Annotated in this window: 15 protein-coding genes; 10 read left to right on the forward strand and 5 right to left on the reverse strand. The window is 62.1% G+C overall.

Annotated features, from left to right (window positions below; translation table 11 throughout):
• Positions 1-22 precede the first annotated feature (22 nt).
• Genes ACFPME_RS16015 through ACFPME_RS16030 form a run of 4 tightly spaced genes read right to left on the reverse strand, consistent with a single transcriptional unit; the run spans position 23 to position 3751 of the window.
• On the reverse strand, positions 23-1132 hold the full coding sequence (locus tag ACFPME_RS16015; protein WP_377306667.1) for an ABC transporter permease: 1110 nt from the start codon (positions 1130-1132) through the stop codon (positions 23-25).
• Positions 1129-2079: an ABC transporter ATP-binding protein gene (locus tag ACFPME_RS16020; RefSeq protein ID WP_377306799.1), complete on the reverse strand. Its 951-nt coding sequence runs from the start codon at positions 2077-2079 to the stop codon at positions 1129-1131. The genes ACFPME_RS16015 and ACFPME_RS16020 overlap by 4 nt, the downstream gene beginning before the upstream one ends.
• Positions 2080-2102: 23 nt before the next feature.
• The gene (locus tag ACFPME_RS16025; protein WP_377306668.1) at positions 2103-3071 is read right to left on the reverse strand and encodes an HlyD family secretion protein; all 969 of its coding nucleotides are present in this window, start codon (positions 3069-3071) and stop codon (positions 2103-2105) included.
• Positions 3068-3751, reverse strand: coding sequence for a TetR/AcrR family transcriptional regulator (locus tag ACFPME_RS16030; protein ID WP_377306669.1), 684 nt, complete (start codon positions 3749-3751; stop codon positions 3068-3070). The genes ACFPME_RS16025 and ACFPME_RS16030 overlap by 4 nt, the downstream gene beginning before the upstream one ends.
• A 105-nt stretch (positions 3752-3856) precedes the next feature.
• Between ACFPME_RS16030 and ACFPME_RS16035 the strand changes: the two genes are divergently transcribed.
• From ACFPME_RS16035 to ACFPME_RS16055, 5 genes are all read left to right on the forward strand, one after another.
• A complete protein-coding gene (locus ACFPME_RS16035; RefSeq protein ID WP_377306670.1) occupies positions 3857-4837 on the forward strand; it encodes a PhoH family protein in 981 nt (326 codons plus the stop codon).
• Entirely contained in the window at positions 4834-5295 is a 462-nt protein-coding gene (gene ybeY / locus ACFPME_RS16040; RefSeq protein ID WP_377306671.1) for an rRNA maturation RNase YbeY, read from the forward strand. The genes ACFPME_RS16035 and ybeY overlap by 4 nt, the downstream gene beginning before the upstream one ends.
• A 165-nt stretch (positions 5296-5460) precedes the next feature.
• Positions 5461-6300 carry an HlyC/CorC family transporter gene (locus ACFPME_RS16045; protein WP_377306672.1) on the forward strand — a complete coding sequence of 280 codons (840 nt, stop codon included), beginning with the start codon at positions 5461-5463 and terminating at the stop codon, positions 6298-6300.
• Positions 6301-6452: 152 nt separating this feature from the next.
• Positions 6453-7679 carry a lipoprotein N-acyltransferase Lnb domain-containing protein gene (locus ACFPME_RS16050; protein WP_377306674.1) on the forward strand — a complete coding sequence of 409 codons (1227 nt, stop codon included), beginning with the start codon at positions 6453-6455 and terminating at the stop codon, positions 7677-7679.
• 52 nt (positions 7680-7731) lie between these two features.
• Positions 7732-8751, forward strand: coding sequence for a magnesium and cobalt transport protein CorA (locus ACFPME_RS16055; RefSeq protein WP_377306675.1), 1020 nt, complete (start codon positions 7732-7734; stop codon positions 8749-8751).
• Between the two features lie 101 nt (positions 8752-8852).
• Here the strand turns inward: ACFPME_RS16055 and ACFPME_RS16060 are convergent, their stop codons facing one another.
• On the reverse strand, positions 8853-10982 hold the full coding sequence (locus ACFPME_RS16060; protein ID WP_377306676.1) for a dipeptidyl-peptidase 5: 2130 nt from the start codon (positions 10980-10982) through the stop codon (positions 8853-8855).
• 200 nt (positions 10983-11182) lie between these two features.
• Here ACFPME_RS16060 and ACFPME_RS16065 point away from each other — a divergent pair, with 200 nt between their 5' ends.
• The 5 genes from ACFPME_RS16065 to ACFPME_RS16085 all read left to right on the forward strand — a co-directional run bounded on the left by ACFPME_RS16065 (position 11183) and on the right by ACFPME_RS16085 (position 18400).
• Positions 11183-11623 carry a pilin gene (locus ACFPME_RS16065; protein WP_377306677.1) on the forward strand — a complete coding sequence of 147 codons (441 nt, stop codon included), beginning with the start codon at positions 11183-11185 and terminating at the stop codon, positions 11621-11623.
• A gap of 340 nt (positions 11624-11963) precedes the next feature.
• The gene (locus ACFPME_RS16070) at positions 11964-12404 is read left to right on the forward strand and encodes a pilin (protein WP_377306678.1); all 441 of its coding nucleotides are present in this window, start codon (positions 11964-11966) and stop codon (positions 12402-12404) included.
• A 109-nt stretch (positions 12405-12513) separates the two neighbouring features.
• A complete protein-coding gene (locus tag ACFPME_RS16075) occupies positions 12514-14520 on the forward strand; it encodes a tetratricopeptide repeat protein (RefSeq protein WP_377306679.1) in 2007 nt (668 codons plus the stop codon).
• Complete coding sequence (locus ACFPME_RS16080; RefSeq protein ID WP_377306680.1) at positions 14517-16316, forward strand: phosphoethanolamine transferase; 1800 nt, start codon at positions 14517-14519, stop codon at positions 16314-16316. The genes ACFPME_RS16075 and ACFPME_RS16080 overlap by 4 nt, the downstream gene beginning before the upstream one ends.
• A gap of 59 nt (positions 16317-16375) precedes the next feature.
• Positions 16376-18400: a hypothetical protein gene (locus tag ACFPME_RS16085; protein ID WP_377306681.1), complete on the forward strand. Its 2025-nt coding sequence runs from the start codon at positions 16376-16378 to the stop codon at positions 18398-18400.
• Positions 18401-18425: the final 25 nt, after the last annotated feature.

The raw sequence follows: 18425 nt of genomic DNA on the forward strand, positions 1-18425 counted from the left end.
CCGCTGCGCGAGGCGCGCCGGTTCAATCCAGCCGCTTGCGGAAGCGCATGATCGCGGCGGCCATCATCACCACGATGAACGCGAGCAGCGCCAGCCCGTCGGGCCACAGCTCCCACAGGCTGGCACCGCGCAGCATCACGCCGCGGATCAATCGCAGGAAATGGGTCAGCGGCAGCACTTCGGCGATCCATTGCGCCACCTTCGGCATGCCGGCGAACGGGAACATGAAGCCCGACAGCAGGATCGATGGCAGAAACACGAAAAAGGTGATCTGCATCGCCTGGAACTGCGACTGTGCCCGGCTTGAGATCAACAGGCCCAGCGAGAGGTTGGCCAGAATTAGCAGACCGGTGGCCAGGTAGACGTCCAGCAGGCTGCCGCGAACCGGCACCTGGAACAGCCAGATGCCCAGCGCCAGGATGACCGTGGTCTGCACCAGCCCGATCACCACATACGGCAGTACCTTGCCGACCATCAGCTCGGCGCTGGTCAGCGGAGTGGCGATCAGCAGCTCCATGTTGCCGCGCTCGCGCTCACGCACGATCGCGATGGCGGTAAACAACACCATCGTCATGGTCAGGATCACCCCGATCAGACCCGGCACGATGTTGATCGCCGAGCGCCGCTGCGGATTGTAGAAACCGACCACGGTGATCCGCGGCTGCGCCGGCGTGCTGGTGGCCGGCGCGCGGGTGTCTGGCGCGGCGCTGTCCAGCGGAGTCTGCGCGAGCTGGGACGCCGCCACCTGCACCGTGCTGTCGCTGCCATCGACCAGGATCTGGGCGACAGGACGACCGTCGACGCGTCGTAGCTCGAAATCCGCCGGTACCACGATGCCGATGCTGATCTGGCCGCGACGGATCATCGCCATCAGCTGCTGCGGCGTATCCGCATGGGCGGTCGGAGCGACCACGTCGGTGGCCAGCATGTCCATCACCAGCGCCCGCGAACCGGCCGAATTGGCCTGGTCCACGATGCCGGCATCGAGCCCGCGCAGGTTGAGGTTGATCGCGTAGCCGAACAGTACAAGCTGGATCACCGGGATGCCGATCACCATCGCCAGCGTGATCCGGTCGCGGCTCAGCTGCCGCAGCTCCTTGACCACGATCGCCCAGAGCCGGCGCCAGTTCATGCCGCCTGCTCGCGCTGATCTGCACCACCGCGGGTGACTGCGACGAATACGTCCTCGAGGTTCGCCGGTGTCGCACTCGCGCTCGCCTGCTGACCGGCCCCGGCCAGGGCCTCGTCGATGACCCGGCAGGTATGCTCTGCGCCCCCGCCATCGGCCGCGCGATCGGCCATCAGCACGCGCAGGCTGTTGCCGACCTGGGCGACGCCGAGTACCCCCGGCAGATCGACAATCAGTTTCTGCGCACGCCGTGGATCGGCGGTGTCGACGATGAAGGTGCGCCCTTCCAGTTGCGCGGTCAGCTCGCGCGGCGTGCCGTCGGCGACCAGCGCGCCACGATCGAGGATCGCGAGCCGATGACAGCGCTCGGCCTCGTCCATCAGATGGGTGGAGACCAGCAGCGTGGTGCCGATGTCGGCCAACTCGAACAACCTCTCCCAGAAGTCGCGTCGTGATTCCGGATCGACCGCGCTGGTCGGCTCGTCCAGGAACAGCAGCTCCGGCTCATGGATCACCGCGCCGGCAAGCGCGAGGCGCTGCTTCTGGCCGCCGCTCATGGTGCCGGCGAGTTGCTTCTGCCGATCGCCGAAATGGTATTGCTCGACCAGCGTGTCGATGCGGGCTTTCGTCTTCGCCTTCGGCACGCCCTGGATCGCGGCAAGGAATTCCAGGTTCTCACGCACGGTGAGGTCTTCAAACAGGGAGAATTTCTGCGTCATGTAGCCGATATGCGGGCGCAGCTCGTCGGCTTGTGCCGGAATCCTGAGGCCGAGCACCTCGATCTCACCGTCGGTAGGCGTCAGCAGGCCACACAGCATGCGGATGGTGGTCGACTTGCCCGAACCGTTCGGGCCGAGGAAACCGTATACACGCCTGGCCGGCACTTCGAGATCGACGCGGTCGACCGCGACCAGATTGCCGAAGCGTTTGGTCAGGCCGCGCGCACGGATGGCCGGGCTGTCGGCATCGGCCGTCACCTTGTGGACCCGCGGAACTCGACGCGTACCGGCAGGCCGGCGGGCAGCTCGAGAGCATCCGTGCCAAGCGTGACTTCGGCCAGGTAGCTCAGCCGCGCGGCGTCATCGCCGGTCAGCGCGTAGTACGGGGTGAAGTTCGGCTCGCTGCGGATCATCCGCACCTTGCCTGCATACGGCTTGTCGCGTCCGGCAACGAACACCTGGATCGCGTCGCCGAGATGCACGCCGGCGCGAAGCGGCTCGGGCACGTAGATGCGCGCGTACGGCGCATCGCCGGCCAGCAGGATCGCCACCGGCGCACCGACGGGGGCCTGGTCGCCGAGCCTGTACGGCAGGCTGTCGATGCGTCCGGCGCGCGGTGCCACGATGGCCAGTTTGCCCAGCAGCACCTGCTGCGCGCTGGCCTGCGCAACCGCCGCCGCAAGTGCGGCCTGCGCCTGCGCGATCTGCTCCGGGCGGGTGCCATGCAGCAGTTGGTCCAGCGCGGCCCTAGCCGCCGCCACTTGTCCGCCGGCATCGCCAGCCGACGCGCGGGCCCGATCGAGATCGGCTGCGGCCACGTAACCCTTGCCTTTCAGGGGCGCCAGCCGTGCGTAATAAGCACGTGCCTCGCGCGCCTGCGCGAGTGCCGCCGCCAGGTTCGCTCGCGCCTTGTCGATTTCCTCGCTGCGCGGCCCGGTCCTGAGTTCGGCCAGCACCTCGCGTTGCTGCTGCGCCTGCGCTTCGGCGGCAGCGAGTTCGGAGCGGGCATGCGTGGGGTCCAGTTGCAGCAGTGGCTGGCCCGCCCCGACCTGCTCACCCTCGCGCACGTCGATCGCCACGATGCGTTCGGCGGCCGGCGCCGGCAGGGTGATGCGATCGTATTCAAGCGTGCCCAACGCCTGCGGTGGCGGCTTGCTGCAGGCGGCAAGACCGGCGACGACGAACAGGACGGCCATCCGGCGAATCATGCGTACGACGTTCATGCGGCTTCTCCTGATGTCGCTGTGCCCACGCCGCGATCGAGCAGCGCAAGCGTATGTTTGAGCATGACCTCCGGTCCCAGCCCTTCGGCGCCGAATGCACGACGCCAGATCGGTGCGCCAGCGGCGGGAAACAGGGTAAGACCGACCAGTGAAACCACCAGCAGGCGCGGATCCAGATCGGCGTTCAGCCGTCCATCCGCCTGGGCCGCCGCGAAACACTGCGCCAGCCATTGCGGCAGGCCCGGAACGACCTGATCGAACAGCACCTCGCGCAACTCGCCGCCTTCGCACAGCACCTCGCGCACCCACAGCGTAGGCAGCCATGGATGACTCGACATCACGCCAGCGATGCCGCTCACGAACGCCTCGATCAGCACGGCGGGATCGCTGCCGGCGCGTTTCATCTGCGCACGCAACGGCATCAACGCCGGCAGCAGCTGCTCGTCGATCACGGCCTGGACCAGGCGGGGCTTGTCGCCGAAGTAGTAATGCAGCATGGCCGGCGTCACGTTCGCCTCGCCGGCAATCATCCGCAGCGATGTCGCCGCGATGCCCATGCGCGAGAACTGCGTTGTCGCGACGCCCAGCAAGTGCGCGCGCAGGTCCTGGTCATCTCCGCTGGGACGCCCGGCGCGGCGCTTGCGGGGTGCTGCAGGTCTGGCCGAAGTGTTCATTCCCATAAATTAATTCATAATTTAATTTTTCGCAAATTGCCTGCTCCTGGCCAATAGCCGAGCCCCCTCGTGATGGCCCTTCCACCAGCGGCGCGCTACTCTCGCGGCCCTATGAGCGAACTCAACCAGCGCGACTTCACCCTTGACCCCGAAGACAACGCCCGCCTGGCCAACTTGTGCGGGTCGTTCGATGAGCACCTGCGGCAGATCGAATTGCGGCTCGGTGTGGAGATCAACCATCGCGGCGGCATCTTCCAGGTGATCGGCGAAAATGCGCCGGCCCGAGCCGCCGAAAAAGTGCTGCGCTCGCTGTACGCCACCACCGGGGACGAATCGCTGACCGGCGCGCGAATCAACCTGCACCTGGCCGAATCGGGCATCGACGCGATCACCGAACCGTCGACCGAGGGTACCCAGGAAGTGGCGATCCGGGTCAAGCGCGGCGTGATCAAGGGCCGCGGCGCGAACCAGGCGCGCTATCTGCACGCGATCGCCAGTCACGACATCAATTTCGGCGTGGGCCCGGCCGGCACCGGCAAAACCTATCTGGCCGTGGCCAGCGCGGTCGAGGCGCTGGAGGCGAACCGCGTGCAGCGCCTGCTGCTGGTGCGGCCGGCGGTGGAGGCCGGCGAAAAGCTCGGCTTCCTGCCCGGCGATCTGTCGCAGAAGGTCGATCCCTACCTGCGCCCGCTGTACGACGCCCTGTACGAGATGCTCGGCTTCGAGAAGGTGGCCAAGCTGATCGAGCGCAACGTGATCGAGATCGCCCCGCTCGCGTACATGCGCGGGCGCACCCTCAACGATTCGTACGTGATTCTCGACGAGGCGCAGAACACCACGGTCGAGCAGATGAAGATGTTCCTGACCCGCATCGGTTTCGGCACGGTCGCGGTGATCACCGGCGACGTCACCCAGGTCGACCTGCCGCGCAACACCCGCTCGGGTCTGCGCCAGGCGGTGGAAGTGCTGCGCGACGTCAGCGGGATCAGCTTCACGTTCTTCACCTCGCGAGACGTGGTGCGCCATCCGCTGGTGGCGAAGATCGTGCGCGCGTACGAGGCATTCGAACAAAAGGACGAGGACGCTCCTTGAGCCGGCAACTCGCCCTCGCCGTCGGTTACGCGGTACCCCGCGCCGGCCTACCCTCCGCGGCCAGTTTTCGCCGCTGGGCGGAAGCCGCGCTGCGCGGCGCCAGGCGGCGCAAACCGGCAGAGCTGGCGATACGCATCGTCGATCTCGACGAAGGCTGCGCGCTCAACCGCGACTACCGGGGCAAGGACTACGCCACCAACGTGTTGTCGTTTCCCGCCGAGTTGCCGCCGGGCGTGGCGCTGCCGCTGATCGGCGACCTGGCGATCTGTGCGCCGGTGGTGCTGCGCGAAGCCGCCGAACAGGGCAAGCGGCCGCGCGATCACTGGGCCCACCTGACCATCCATGGCGTGCTGCACCTGCTCGGCTACGACCACATCGAAGACGCCGAAGCCGAGACCATGGAGACACTGGAAACGCGTATCCTCGCCGGCCTGGGCATCGCCGATCCGTACGCCTAAAGGTCGTGCTCGTGCCAAGCGCATCGCCGCCAGCGGGCTACGGCGACAAGCCCGGGCAATCGGGCATGGCAGGTGAGGCAGCTCCAGGCCCTGTGCCCCGAACCGTCACGGTTTTTCGGCTAGAATCGGCCTTCCGCCCGGTTTCGGGCTGAATTCCAACGAGTGATGAACGACGACCCTGGCAGTACCAGCGGCCCGGCACACCGTACCTGGTGGGACCGTCTGGGCCACATGTTTTCCGGCGAGCCACGCAACCGCAGCGAGCTGATCGAGGAGCTGCGCTCCGCCCAGACCAACGGACTGCTGTCCGTCGACACCCTCACCATGGTCGAGGGTGCGATCAAGGTCACCGAACTGAGCGTGGACGACGTGATGGTGCCGCGCGCGCAGATCGTGATGCTGGCGGCCGAGTCGCCGCTGCCCGATATCCTCGCTGCCGTGGTCGAATCGGGCCACTCGCGCTTCCCTGTACACGGCGACGACAAGGACGAGATCCTCGGCATCCTGCTGGCCAAGGATCTGCTCAAGTTCTTCGGCGCGGCGGAGCATTTCGACATCCGCACCATCCTGCGCCCGGCCGTGCTTATTCCCGAATCGATGCGCCTGAACGTGTTGCTGGAGGAGTTCCGGCTTTCGCGCAATCACATGGCGCTGGTGGTCAACGAATATGGCGGTGTCGCCGGGCTGATCACCATCGAGGACGTGCTCGAGCAGATCGTCGGCGAGATCGACGACGAACACGATGACGAGGAAGAGCCCGAGCTGATGCACGAACAGCCCGGCGGCGGCTGGCTGGTCAGTGCACTGACTCCGATCGAGGATTTCAACGAACAGACCGGCGCCGATTTCTCCGACGAGGAATACGACACCGTCGGCGGCATGGTGACCTCCGAGTTCGGCCATCTGCCGGAGGTCGGCGAGGAGGTGTGCATCGGCGACTACCGGTTCCACGTCACCGAAGCCGACGACCGACGCGTGCAGCAGTTCCGCGTAATGCGTAAGTAGCTCGTCTTGCCCACTGACTGTCCCCTCACGGGACTCCCTTCGGTCGCAGGAATGGCTGGCGTGAGGTGAAGCGCTTGCCGCTACACTGCAAACAGCATCTTCCCTACCGCCTCCCGCAAACCCGGGAGGAGCAAAAGCGCACAGGCGTCTGCATGACCCATTCCACGCTGCGAATCCGCCCTCGTCTACACGCGCTTCTATTCGTCTTGCTGCTGCTTGTCGCACTCCCACCCGTCCATGCCGGCGTCGCCAATGCACCGGGCGCGAATCTCGAGGTGTCGCTGGTAACTTACGGCCCGGGCGAAACCTACTGGGAGCGCTTCGGCCACGACGCGATCGAACTGCGCGACCGCGCCTCGGGCGAGGCGATCAACTTCAACTATGGGGTGTTCGATTTCAACGAGGAGAATTTCTTCCTCAACTTCGCCCGCGGTCGCATGCACTACCTGATGGATGCGGCTCCCAGCGATGTCGATGAACGCTTCTACATCGGGAGCGGCCGCTCGGTCACCCGGCAGGCACTGGCGATGACGGCCGACCAGGCAGCTGCCCTGCGCGACTTTCTGCTGTGGAACCTGCGCCCGGAAAATGCCCGCTACGACTACGATTACTACGCCGACAATTGCACCACGCGTGTGCGCGACGCGCTGAACAAGGCCTTGGGCGGCGTGATGGAAGCGCAGCTGACCCCGCGCGCCGGCGGCATGACCTATCGCCAGCAGACCGATCGCCTGATGAGTGCGCAGCCCTGGCTGATGCTGGCGATCGATCTGGGCCTGGGGCCTTATGCCGATCAACCGCTCAACGCGTGGCAGGAAAGTTTCCTGCCCGAAGTGCTGCAGGACCAGTTGCGCGAAGTCCGCGTCGATGACGGCAACGGCCGGTTGCGGCCGCTGGTGCGCGACGAACAGCTGACCTCGCCCAATCGACTGGAGGTGCCGCCGGCGGCAGCCCCCGATTTGCGGGTACCGCTCGCCTTCGCCGGTCTGTTCTTCGGCGCGATCCTCGTGATGACGCGGCGCCGGTGGCCGACGGGCTACGCCCTGCTCGGCACCCTGTATCTGGTTTCAGCCACCCTCATTGGCCTGGTTCTACTGGCGCTGTGGACGCTCACCACGCATCACTCAGCGTGGGCCAACGCCAACCTGCTGCTGTTCAATCCGCTGGCCTTGCTGTTGCTGCCGACGCTGTGGCGCTCACGCCGTGGCTTCGCCGCTTCGCGATTCATCGACGGCGTGATCGTGCTGCAACTGCTCGCCATCGTGGCCGCCGTGTTGCTGCACCTCCTGCCAGGCACCACGCAGCAGAACCTGCCTTGGCTGCTGTTTGCCCTGCCGTGCTGGCTGGCACTGGCCTGGAGCCTGCGCCGAAACCGCTAGCGCGCAGCGAGGCGCAATTGCCCCATCTCCCAGCGCGGGGCATGATGCGTGCATGAACCTGCTCGCCCCGCCAGCGCCGTCCCCACCGATGCCCCCCCAGCCGATGGTGGTCAATTGCATTGCGTATCGCAAGGATGGCAGCCGGATCGGCGACGTCACGCTCGACGCGATCAGCGATGTGCTGGCACAACCGGATACCTTCGTCTGGGTCGGCCTGCACGAACCGGACGAGTACCTGCTGCTGAAGCTGCAGGAAGAATTCGGCCTGCATGATCTGGCGATCGAAGATGCGCACAGCGCGCATCAGCGCACCAAGATCGAAACCTACGGCGACTCGCTGTTCCTGGTGGTGCAGACAGCCCAGCTGATCGACAGCCATCTCGCCTTCGGCGAAACGCACATCTTCTTCGGTCCGCGCTATCTGGTCACCGTTCGCCATGGTGCCTCGCTGTCCTACGCCCCGGCGCGGCGCACCTGCGAACACACGCCGAAACTGCTGGCGAACGGACCCAGCTATGCGCTGTATGGGGTGCTCGATTTCATCGTCGACAACCTGCTGCCGATCGTGCGCGACTTCCGCGAAGAGCTGCAGCAGCTGGAACAGGACATCTTCGCCGAAACCTTCAAACGCAGCACCGTGCACCGGCTGTACGACATGCAGCGCGACCTGATGACGCTGCGCCTGGCGGTAGCACCGCTGCAGGACATCATCAGCCAATTGGTACGGCTGCACCCGAGCCTGATCCCGGATGAGCTGCGTGCGTATTTCCGCGACGTCCACGACCACGTGTTCCGCGTCAACGAATCCATCGGCGCCATGCGAGAAATGCTCGCAGCAGCCATCACCGTGAACCTGTCGCTGGTCAGCTTCGGCCAGAACGAAGTGATGAAGAAACTGGCCGGCTGGGCTGCCATGCTCGCCGCCCCGACCCTGCTCACCAGCTGGTACGGCATGAACTTCCAGCACATGCCCGAGCTCGGCAAGCCCTGGGCGTATCCGGCGATGATCACGGTGATGATCCTGGTCGTCGGCGGCATCTACCTGGGCCTGAAGCGGGCCAAGTGGTTTTGATCGTTTCCGCATCGGGATGCGGACATGATCCGCAGCCTCTCTTCGGACAGACATGAAAAAGCGGCGGCTCAAAGGCCGCCGTTTTCATTGCGCGGGATGCCTCAGTGCGACACTGCGCCCTGCGCGTCCTTGGCCGTCCATTTCTTCAACCACCCATTGACCGCGTCGTGCCACTGCACGCTGTTGTGCGGCTTCAGCACCCAGTGGTTCTCGTCCGGAAAAGTCAGGAATTCACTGGGGATGCCGCGGCGCTGCAATGCCGTGAACGCGCCCAGGCCCTGGGTGATCGGGATGCGGAAATCGTTGCCGCTATGCACTACCAGCATCGGCACGCGCCAGTCCTTGACGTGGTTGAGCGGGTTGAACTTCTCGTAGTTCTCCGGATGCTCGTACTGCGTGCCGCCGTTCTCGCGCTCCTCGAACCACAGCTCCTCGGTGTCGTAGTACATCGCGCGCGTGTCGAACACGCCGTCATGATCGATCAGGCACTTCCACGGCTGGTTCCACACACCGGCAATCCAGTACGTCATGTAGCCGCCGTAGCTGGCGCCGAGCGCGCAGGCGCGATCGCCGTCGAGGAAGCTGTACTTGTCGAGCGCCGCCTTCCAGCCCAGCTTCAGATCCTCCAGCGGCTTGCCGCCCCAGTCGCCGGAGATCGCGTCGGTGAAGGCCTGGCCGTAACCGGTGGAACCGTGGAAGTTCACCGTCACCACGGCAAAGCCCTGGCCGGCATAAGTCTGGGGATTCCAGCGGTAACTCCAGCCGTTCTCCATCGCGCCCTGCGGACCGCCGTGGATGATGAACGCCACCGGATAAGTCTTGCCGCTCTGGTAGTCGACCGGCTTGACCACGTAGCCCTGCACCGTTGCGTTGTTCGCCCCCTTGAAGTTGAAAAACTCGAAATCGCCGACCTTCGCGTTCCTCAGGGCTGCCGCGTTGTAGTGGGTGACCCGCTTCAGCGCGCTGCCATCGGCTTGAGCAAGATAGACGTCTGCCGGGCGCTTCAGATCATCACGTGTCAGCAGCAACTTGCCGGCAGCCATGGAATAGCCGCCTACCGTGCCCTCACCCACCAGCTGGCTGACCTTGCCGCTGGCTGCGTCGATCGCGAACAGCGGATGCTGGCCGTTGTCGTCGGCGGTGGCATACAGCGTCTTGCCGTCGGCGGAAATCGTCAGGCCACCAGGCGAACGATCCCAGTTCGGATCCACTTCACGCCGGGTGCCGCTGGCCAGATCCAGCGCCATGACCGCGAAGCGATCGGCCTCGAAACCCGGCGTCTTCATCGCCAGGTAGTACAGCGTCTTCCCGTCCGGTGACGCCACCGGAAATGCATCCCATGCCTTATTGTCGACGGTGAGATTCTTCGGCAGGGCCGAGCCATCCACCGGCACGCTGTACACGTCGAAATTGGTCGACCACGGTTCGGTCGTGCCCGCAATGCGCACGTCGAAGTACACGCTCTTGCCATCCGGCGCAAACGCGAACTCGCCCTCGTCGCCGAAGGGCTTGCTCGGAATGTCGCCATCGATGCCGCGGCTCAGCAGTTTCGGTTCGGCGGGCAACTGCCCCTTGCCGTCGAAGCCCGCGACGAACAACTGGTTGCGCCCGCCATTGGACCAGGTATCCCAATGCCGCACGAACAATTTGGTGTAGAGCGTGCCGCTCGCCTTGTCCTTGTCGCGTGCCGCGACGCGCTGCTGGGTGCACATCAGCGTGGTGCAGTCGGTGAACACCTCATACGACAGCAGTACCTGCTTGCCATCCGGTGACAGCTTGTAGCCACCCAGATCCAGCACGCCGTGACTCACCTGTACAGCCGCCGCATGTTTGGCAAGATTCAAACCACCCTTGCCGCCCAGATCCACTCGCCACAACTGCGCCACGCCCTTGGCCGGCGCCACGAAATACAGGCTGCGCCCATCCGCCGACCAGCGCGCCGAACTACCCTTGTCCACCACCTTCACCGGCTGGCCGTCCTTGCTCAGGTCCAGCACATAGACCGCGTTGACACCCTTGTTCGCCGCGTAATCCGTGCTGCGCACGCCAAACGCGGCATATCGCCCGTCCGGCGACAGCTGCGGATCGCCGACCCGATCCATCATCACCAGGTCGCGCACATTGAATGCATGCACGCCCTCGGTCTTGACGAAGGCAGTGTCCACAACATCGCCCGCCATCGCGGGCGCAACAGCCAACGCGAGCAGCATCGCTGCAATCAGGGGTTTCATCGGTTGTCCTCAGGGTTGGGCGAAACCCCGACGGTAAGCGTGGCGCGGAGTCGACGCAAGCAGCACGCCCTTTGCCAACCCGGTCGCCCCTTCCAACGAGCCAAGCTTCTTCCCTGTCACCGTGTGATCCAGCGCACACCAGTTCTTCACATTTGGTACAAAACGTGCCTGTCTCATGGCCACTCACAGGGGAGTACACCATGTTGCGCGAGCGCATTTCCGCCGGTTTTACCTTGATTGAACTGATGATCGTGGTGGCGATCATCGCGGTCCTTGCTGCCATTGCGATTCCGGCGTACCAGGATTATCTGGTGCGCACGCAAGTTAGTGAAGGCATGGTTCTGGCCACCGGCGCCAAGGCGGCGGAATGGGACTTCGTCTCCAATACAGGACGGCTCCCTAGATCCAACGAATCCGCAGGCCTGGCAAAAAATACCTCAATCGTCGGCGAATACGTTTCCAGCCTCGATCTGGCTCCTGCCGGCAAAATTACGGTCGCGTTCGCCGGACCCAAGGCCAACAACAGCATTAAAGCCAGCACCCTGGTACTTTCTGCCATCACCCACTCTGGAAGCATCACCTGGAGTTGCAATGGTGGAACAGTCGCGGACAAGTACCTGCCTACGACTTGCCGGAAGTAGCTTTGCCGATCTACAACGCCCACCGCACAAACTGACAAATAACGTCACTATTTGCCCGCTCGCGACAGATGACAGGATCGCCACTGAAATCACATTTTGCGCACTCGGAGACGGGGCGAGACAACGCTTGCGGCCTTTCGTGACGAGAGGCACAATCCCCATGCCTGCGGTTGTGCGGGAATACACCTGCGGTAGAAGTGGCACATAACCTGCTTGATTCTACCGCGAGCTTCCTGGTCGTTCCTGACCATGAGTATGGGGTCCGATCCCGCCTAGGGGGACACGGGACTGGGGCTCAGGGGGCATCAAACGGTTAGCTAACCAATACAGAGGAACCACCATGAAGAAGAGTATGCAGAAGGGCTTTACCCTGATCGAACTGATGATCGTGGTTGCGATCATCGCGATCCTTGCTGCCATCGCCATCCCGGCTTACCAGGACTATCTGATTCGCACACAGGTGTCTGAAGGTGCTGTGTTGGCCGATGGTGCCAAGACCGCAATCGGCGAGTTCTACAGCAACAGGGGCGTTTTCCCTACTAACAATGCGTCTGCAGGTCTCGCCAAAGATTCCAGCATCTCTGGTCAGTACGTGAGCAAGGTTGCTGTGACCGCTGGCCTGATTACCGCCACTTATGGCGGCCCCAAGGCCAATAAAGCCATCTCGACCGCTCCGAGCACCTTGGTTCTTTCGGCCATCACCCACGGCGGTAGTGTTGAGTGGCATTGCGCCGGTGGCACAGTGCCGGACAAGTATCTTCCGACCTCCTGCCGCAAATAATTTCCGCAAGACATATACCCAGAAGGGCCGCCTTAGGCGGCCCTTTTTTTTCGGACGGTACATGCCCCATCGCCACACCATAAAGCCACTCCTCGCCCTGGCGGCATTCATGTCACTGACGCTGGCCGCCTACTGGCCCGGCTTGCAAGGCGGCTTCCTGTTCGACGATTTCGCGAATCTGCCGGCGTTGGGTGCGACCGGCCCCATCGACACTTGGCCCAACTTCTGGCGTTACATCACCGCTGGCACCGCCGATCCCACCGGTCGGCCGTTGACCCTGCTAACCTTCCTGCTCGACGCGCGCAACTGGCCAGCTGATCCATACCCGTTCAAACGCACCAGCTTGATTTTGCACCTGCTCAACGGCGCGTTGCTGTATGCGCTGCTCTCCAAACTTGGCCGATTATTTGCGTTTGAATACCGCGACTATCAGATCGGCGCCCTGCTCGGCGCCGCGCTATGGCTGCTGCATCCGCTGCTAGTATCCACCACCCTGTATATCGTCCAGCGCGAAGCGATGCTGCCCGCTACTTGCGTACTGGCTGGTCTTCTGATCTGGCTACATGGGCGCGATCAACTGTCCCGAGGAAACATCCGCAGCGGGCTGATCTGGAGCGTGATTGGACTAGGCGGTTTCACCCTGCTGGGCATCCTGGCCAAAGCCAACGGCGCCCTGTTGCCTTTCTATGCACTGCTGATAGAAGTCATTGTCTTGAAACCGCGGTACGCATTGCCTTCGGGGCAGGCGATACTCGCCCATCGCGGCGTCATGTGGATACTGGGGGTTGTTCCTGCGACGGCCATTCTTGCGTACCTGACTCGTATCGCCGTACTTGGCGTGTTGCAAGGTGACAACATAGGAGTACGGCCTTGGTCGACCACGCAACGCCTGTTGACTGAGCCGCGAATACTGCTGGATTACCTGTCGTTGTTGTGGGTGCCGCGAGCGTTTTCGAGTGGACTGTTCAACGACCAATACATCGCATCAGCCTCGTTGTTGCACCCCGCAACAACATTACCGGCCATCATTGCCGTTCTTATAATGATCGGCGTCGCCTGGCGGTTGCGCAAATACCGCCCCGAGTGGTCGCTGGTTATCCTGTTTTACTTCGCAGGACAGCTGCTCGAATCCACATCGATTGGTTTGGAGCTGTATTTCGAACATCGCAATTACGTGCCCGCATTACTGATGTTCTGGCCGTTGGGGCTGTGGCTGGCGGATACCCGGACACGGTCCTTACTCAAGCGTGGCCTGATGATTGTGCTGCCGCTCGGCTTGGCGCTGATGACCCATGCTAGTACCGAGGTGTGGGGCGATGTGCACGCACAAGCACTGATTTGGGCAGACATCAACCCCAACTCGGCTAGAGCACAGACCAACGCCGCGCAAGTCCAGATGCAAGCCGGTCACCCACACGACGCAGCACGCCGACTGGAAAAACTGCTCACCACCCAACCTGACCAGGTACAACTTGCCTTCAACCTGATCGGCGCGCGCTGCATGACCGGCGGAATCAGACCGGACGACATCGCCGCAGCGCGCACCGCCATGCGCGGTAGCGCCAACACGGGATCGTTGTTTACCAACTGGTTTGACCGCACCCTGCAGGTAGCAGTGACCGGCGATTGCCCCGGCTTGACGCCGGCAGTCCTGCTCGATCTGATCAACGATGGGCTCCAGAACCCAAAGCTGGCAGGCACCGGCCGACAACAGGACTTCCTCTACATGCGAGGCTGCATTGCACTCGCACAGCACCAGCCTGATGCGGCGCTTGAGGACTATCTCCGCGCGCTGGATTTGCAAATCCGCCCCGGATTCGCACTGGAAGTCGCCGCAAGGCTGGGTGCCGCCGGCTACCCCACGCAGGGCATCCAATTACTTGATCACTATCAACAGGAAAAAGATCAGGTCATACCACCGGACTTTGGCATGCCAACAGTGCATGAGTGGGTGCTGACGCGGCAGAACTACTGGCCGCATGAACTCAAGCACTTACGCGCCACCCTGCTTGAGCAGGCGAAAGAGCACGTAGCCCCCAGCGACCAGTCGCCTGTCGATACTCACGCATCCAGCGGACAACACACCTCGCCATCGGATCAAAAAAATCAATCATGACTCAGGGATTCACTTCACGTCGCAAGTGGGCGGTGATCGCGTTGTTCTCACTGGTTGCATTGTTGATCCTGCCCAACCTGATCTGGTGGTGGCACGGACACGGCATTGCGCTGTGGATTCAGGCCTTGGTGGTGCCAGTCATCCTAATGCTGGTGTTTTTCGCACTGCTGGGCGACACACCATGGCTAGTCTGCCTCCTGCTGGCTCCATTTGCGTTGCTGGCCCCGATCGAGGCGTTCTTCGTCGCCACCTATCACCATCCCACCTCAGCCGAGATCATCGCCACATTGGTCGCCACCAATCCTAGAGAAACACGCGAATATCTGGGCGACGCATTGATCCCCATCGTGCTGTGTCTATTGGCCGCCGTGATCCTGGCGCTGCTGGCCGCACGGTGCTGTGCAGGCGGGCACATACGCTGGCGCGGCCACGGACGATCGTGGATTCTTGCCATCGCGATTGCCACGCCGCTCGTTACCATGGCGGTAACGCTCGCAACAACGCCAGGGGATCTGCGCCAGCGTATGCGCAGCACAACGAACCTGTGGTCGACGCTGGGAGCACAGGTCGAACCTGGCTATCCATTTGGAGTGTTTCAGCGCGTAGCCGAGTATCGGACAGAATGGGCCGCCATGCGCGCCAACGCCTCACGTCTGGACTCATTTCGCTTTCACGCACACCGCGTCAGCCCAATACATCAACGCCAGGTGTATGTACTGGTAATCGGTGAAAGCAGCCGGCGCGCCAATTGGCAGCTTTTCGGCTACCCGCGCGCTACCAATCCCGAACTAAGCCGTGTCGCGAATCTGGTACCGATTGGGAACATGGTGACCTCATGGCCGGAATCCATCGATGCCATCCCGCAGATCTTGACGCGACAACCAATCACGAGCAAAGACACTACATTCGACGAGGCCTCGATTTTGCGGGCGATGCAAGAGGCGGGCTACGAAACCTACTGGATCTCCAACCAGCTGGCTATTGGCAAGTTCGATTCGCCCGTGTCGATGTATGCCTATCAGGCCCAGCACGTCCAATGGCTGAATCACGCCTCATGGGCGGCGCCGGGGAGCTATGACGAGGACCTGCTGGAGCCCCTGCGCGACGCACTGCATGATTCAACCCGCGATTTATTCATTATATTGCACATGATGGGAAGCCACTTGGGCTACGACTATCGTTATCCAGCAAGCTTCAAACGCTTCCGCCCCACCTATTCCGATCATGACGACAGAGTTCTCCAAGGCCGTCGCATATGGAACAGTTACGACAACACGATTTTGTATACCGACCACGTCCTCGCCGAAGCGATCAACATTCTGCATCGCAGCGATGCCACGACCGCATTATGGTTCGAGTCGGACCATGGCGAAATGCTGGTGACGCCGACATGCGACTTCACGGGGCATGGTCTCGGCACCAGTTTCGAGTTCCAGATTCCGGCTTTTTTCTGGTATTCAGAGGCCTATGCTCAACAGTTTCCGGACCGCGTGACCAACCTGCGTGTCCATGCGGGAAAACGTACGCTCAGTGCGAACACTTTCGAGTCACTAGTCGATATGGCTGGCGCGAATTTCCCCAGCCATGACGAGACGTGGAGTCTGTTCAGCCAGCAATGGCATGCTCGCCCTCGCATCGTCAACTCGGCGTGGCAGAGCGATTTCGACAATGCCGCGATTGGCAAGAAGTGTCCAATTGTCATCCCAACGAATCCGCAAACCTCATCCACGCTTCCCGGCAAATCTTCGAGCGCGGCAACCCCGCAACCAACGACGACAAAGCAGGTGGGCGGCTGACCAGACCAGCACCCATGTGTCCGGTACGATGCATGACCTATTGAGTGCCCGATGTGCCTATGAAATTGCTCTCGTCTCGCCGTAGTGGCCTATGGCTAGTGCTCTTGTTTCTGGCAATCACAGCCGCCGTGTATTGGCCCGGTCTTCAAGGCAGTTACCTGTTCGACGACTACCCCAACATTGTCGACAACCACGGGGTACAACCGCCAGATGCGAGTCTGCCTTCATTGATCAACGCAGCCCTCTCCTCACCAGCGAGCGATCTCAAGCGTCCGCTCGCCTCGCTCAGTTTTGCGATCAACTACCTGACCAGTGGCCTTGATCCGTTCTGGATGAAGGTGACCAACCTCGTCATTCACCTGCTGAACGGGCTGCTGGTTTTTCTGCTGGCAAGGGCGCTACTACTGGTACGGAAAGAAGATGCGCCGATGGCGAATCGTTTTCCTGCGGTGGAGAGCGGTATGGCCCGGGCTGGCGTAGTTGGCGCGCTGGTCGCCGGTGGCTGGTTGCTGCTGCCGATCAACCTGACCGGCGTGCTGTATGTCGTCCAGCGCATGGAGAGCATGGCCAATCTATTCGTATTGATTGGCTTGATCGGCTATGTCAATGGCCGTCGCCGGATGCTTGCCGACACCTCTGACAATTCGTTAGCAGGCAACGGGAATTTCGGCTTTTTTCCAAACTTTCCCGGCTTTGTTCTTTGCCTGATCAGCATCACCATTCCAACAGCTTTTGGCCTTCTTGCCAAGGAAACGGCGGTCATGTTGCCGCTCTATGCACTGCTAACCGAATGGGTGCTGTTTCGGTTCGGCAAATCGATCGAAATCAGGTATGTCGAAGTAAAAGCACCCCAACGCGACTTGCGCGTCGTCGGTCTTCATCTGCTCGTTCTGGTTCTACCAATGCTACTTGGCTTGGTCTGGCTGGTTCCGGGCTTGTTGAAACCCGAAACATGGGCTTCGCGCGACTTCACCCTCGGTACGCGCCTGCTCAGCGAAGCACGCATTGTCGTTCACTACATAGCGTGGACTCTTCTACCTATGCCCAGTGCGCTTTCGTTCTATCACGATGATTTTCGCATATCAGTGGGATTGACCACTCCCTGGAGCACGCTTGGCAGCATTGCATTTCTGATCATCTTTATCGGTGCGGGCATCTGGCTACGATCGCGCAAACCCTTGGTTGCCATGGGCATGGCGCTCTTCCTTGGATGCCATCTCCTAACCGGAACCATCCTTCCGCTGGAACTGATATACGAACACCGAAATTATTTCGCCAGCTTCGGGCTGCTCATGGCGGTCGTGCCGGTACTGGCGGCACCGTGCAACCGACCCTTTGCCCTGCCCCGTCACGTTTTGCTTGGGGGGTTGTTCTTGTGCTGGGCCGCTCTGACCGCTCTGACATCCTACGCGTGGGGTGATCCGTTGCGGCTAGCCGAAGACCTTGCGTCCCGTGCGCCAGACTCTCCAAGATCCCAGTATGAATTGGGTCGAACCTGTATCATCTATTCGCACTACGATCCAGCCTCGCCTTTTACATCACTTGCCTACGCTCCGCTGGAGAGATCCGCGGCCTTGCCGGGTTCATCGATTCTCCCCGAGCAAGCCTTGATCTTCATGAACGCGAAGATGCATCTGCCACTAAAAGATTCCTGGTGGCGTAGTCTGATTGCCAAACTCAAGGCACACACACCGGGGGTGCAGGACGAAAGTTCGTTGGGTGCGTTGACTCAATGTGCGCGGGAAAATCGCTGCGACCTGCCTCAAGACCGCATGGTGGACGCGTTCATGGCTGCGCTCGCACATCCCCATCCCAGCGCGCGTCTACTTGCTACCTACGGCGATTACGCCTGGAACGTATTGAATGACAAGGAGCTGGGTATGCGAATGACAAAGGAAGCCATCGAAACCAGCCCAAATGAAGCCGCTTATCAGATCACTTTTATCCGGATGATGGTTGCCCAGGGCCGCACGAATGAAGCCGCTCAGGCGTTGCAGCAATTGGAGCGACTCAATATCGGCGGTCGGTTGAACAATAGCCTTGCCCCCTTGCGGGAGCAATTGGCCCGGCTACCGCGCGAGTGACAAAAAGGTACCAAAAGGTACCCTA

The organism is Rhodanobacter umsongensis (genome assembly GCF_042654965.1).
In the GTDB taxonomy this organism is placed as follows: Bacteria; Pseudomonadota; Gammaproteobacteria; order Xanthomonadales; family Rhodanobacteraceae; genus Rhodanobacter; species Rhodanobacter umsongensis.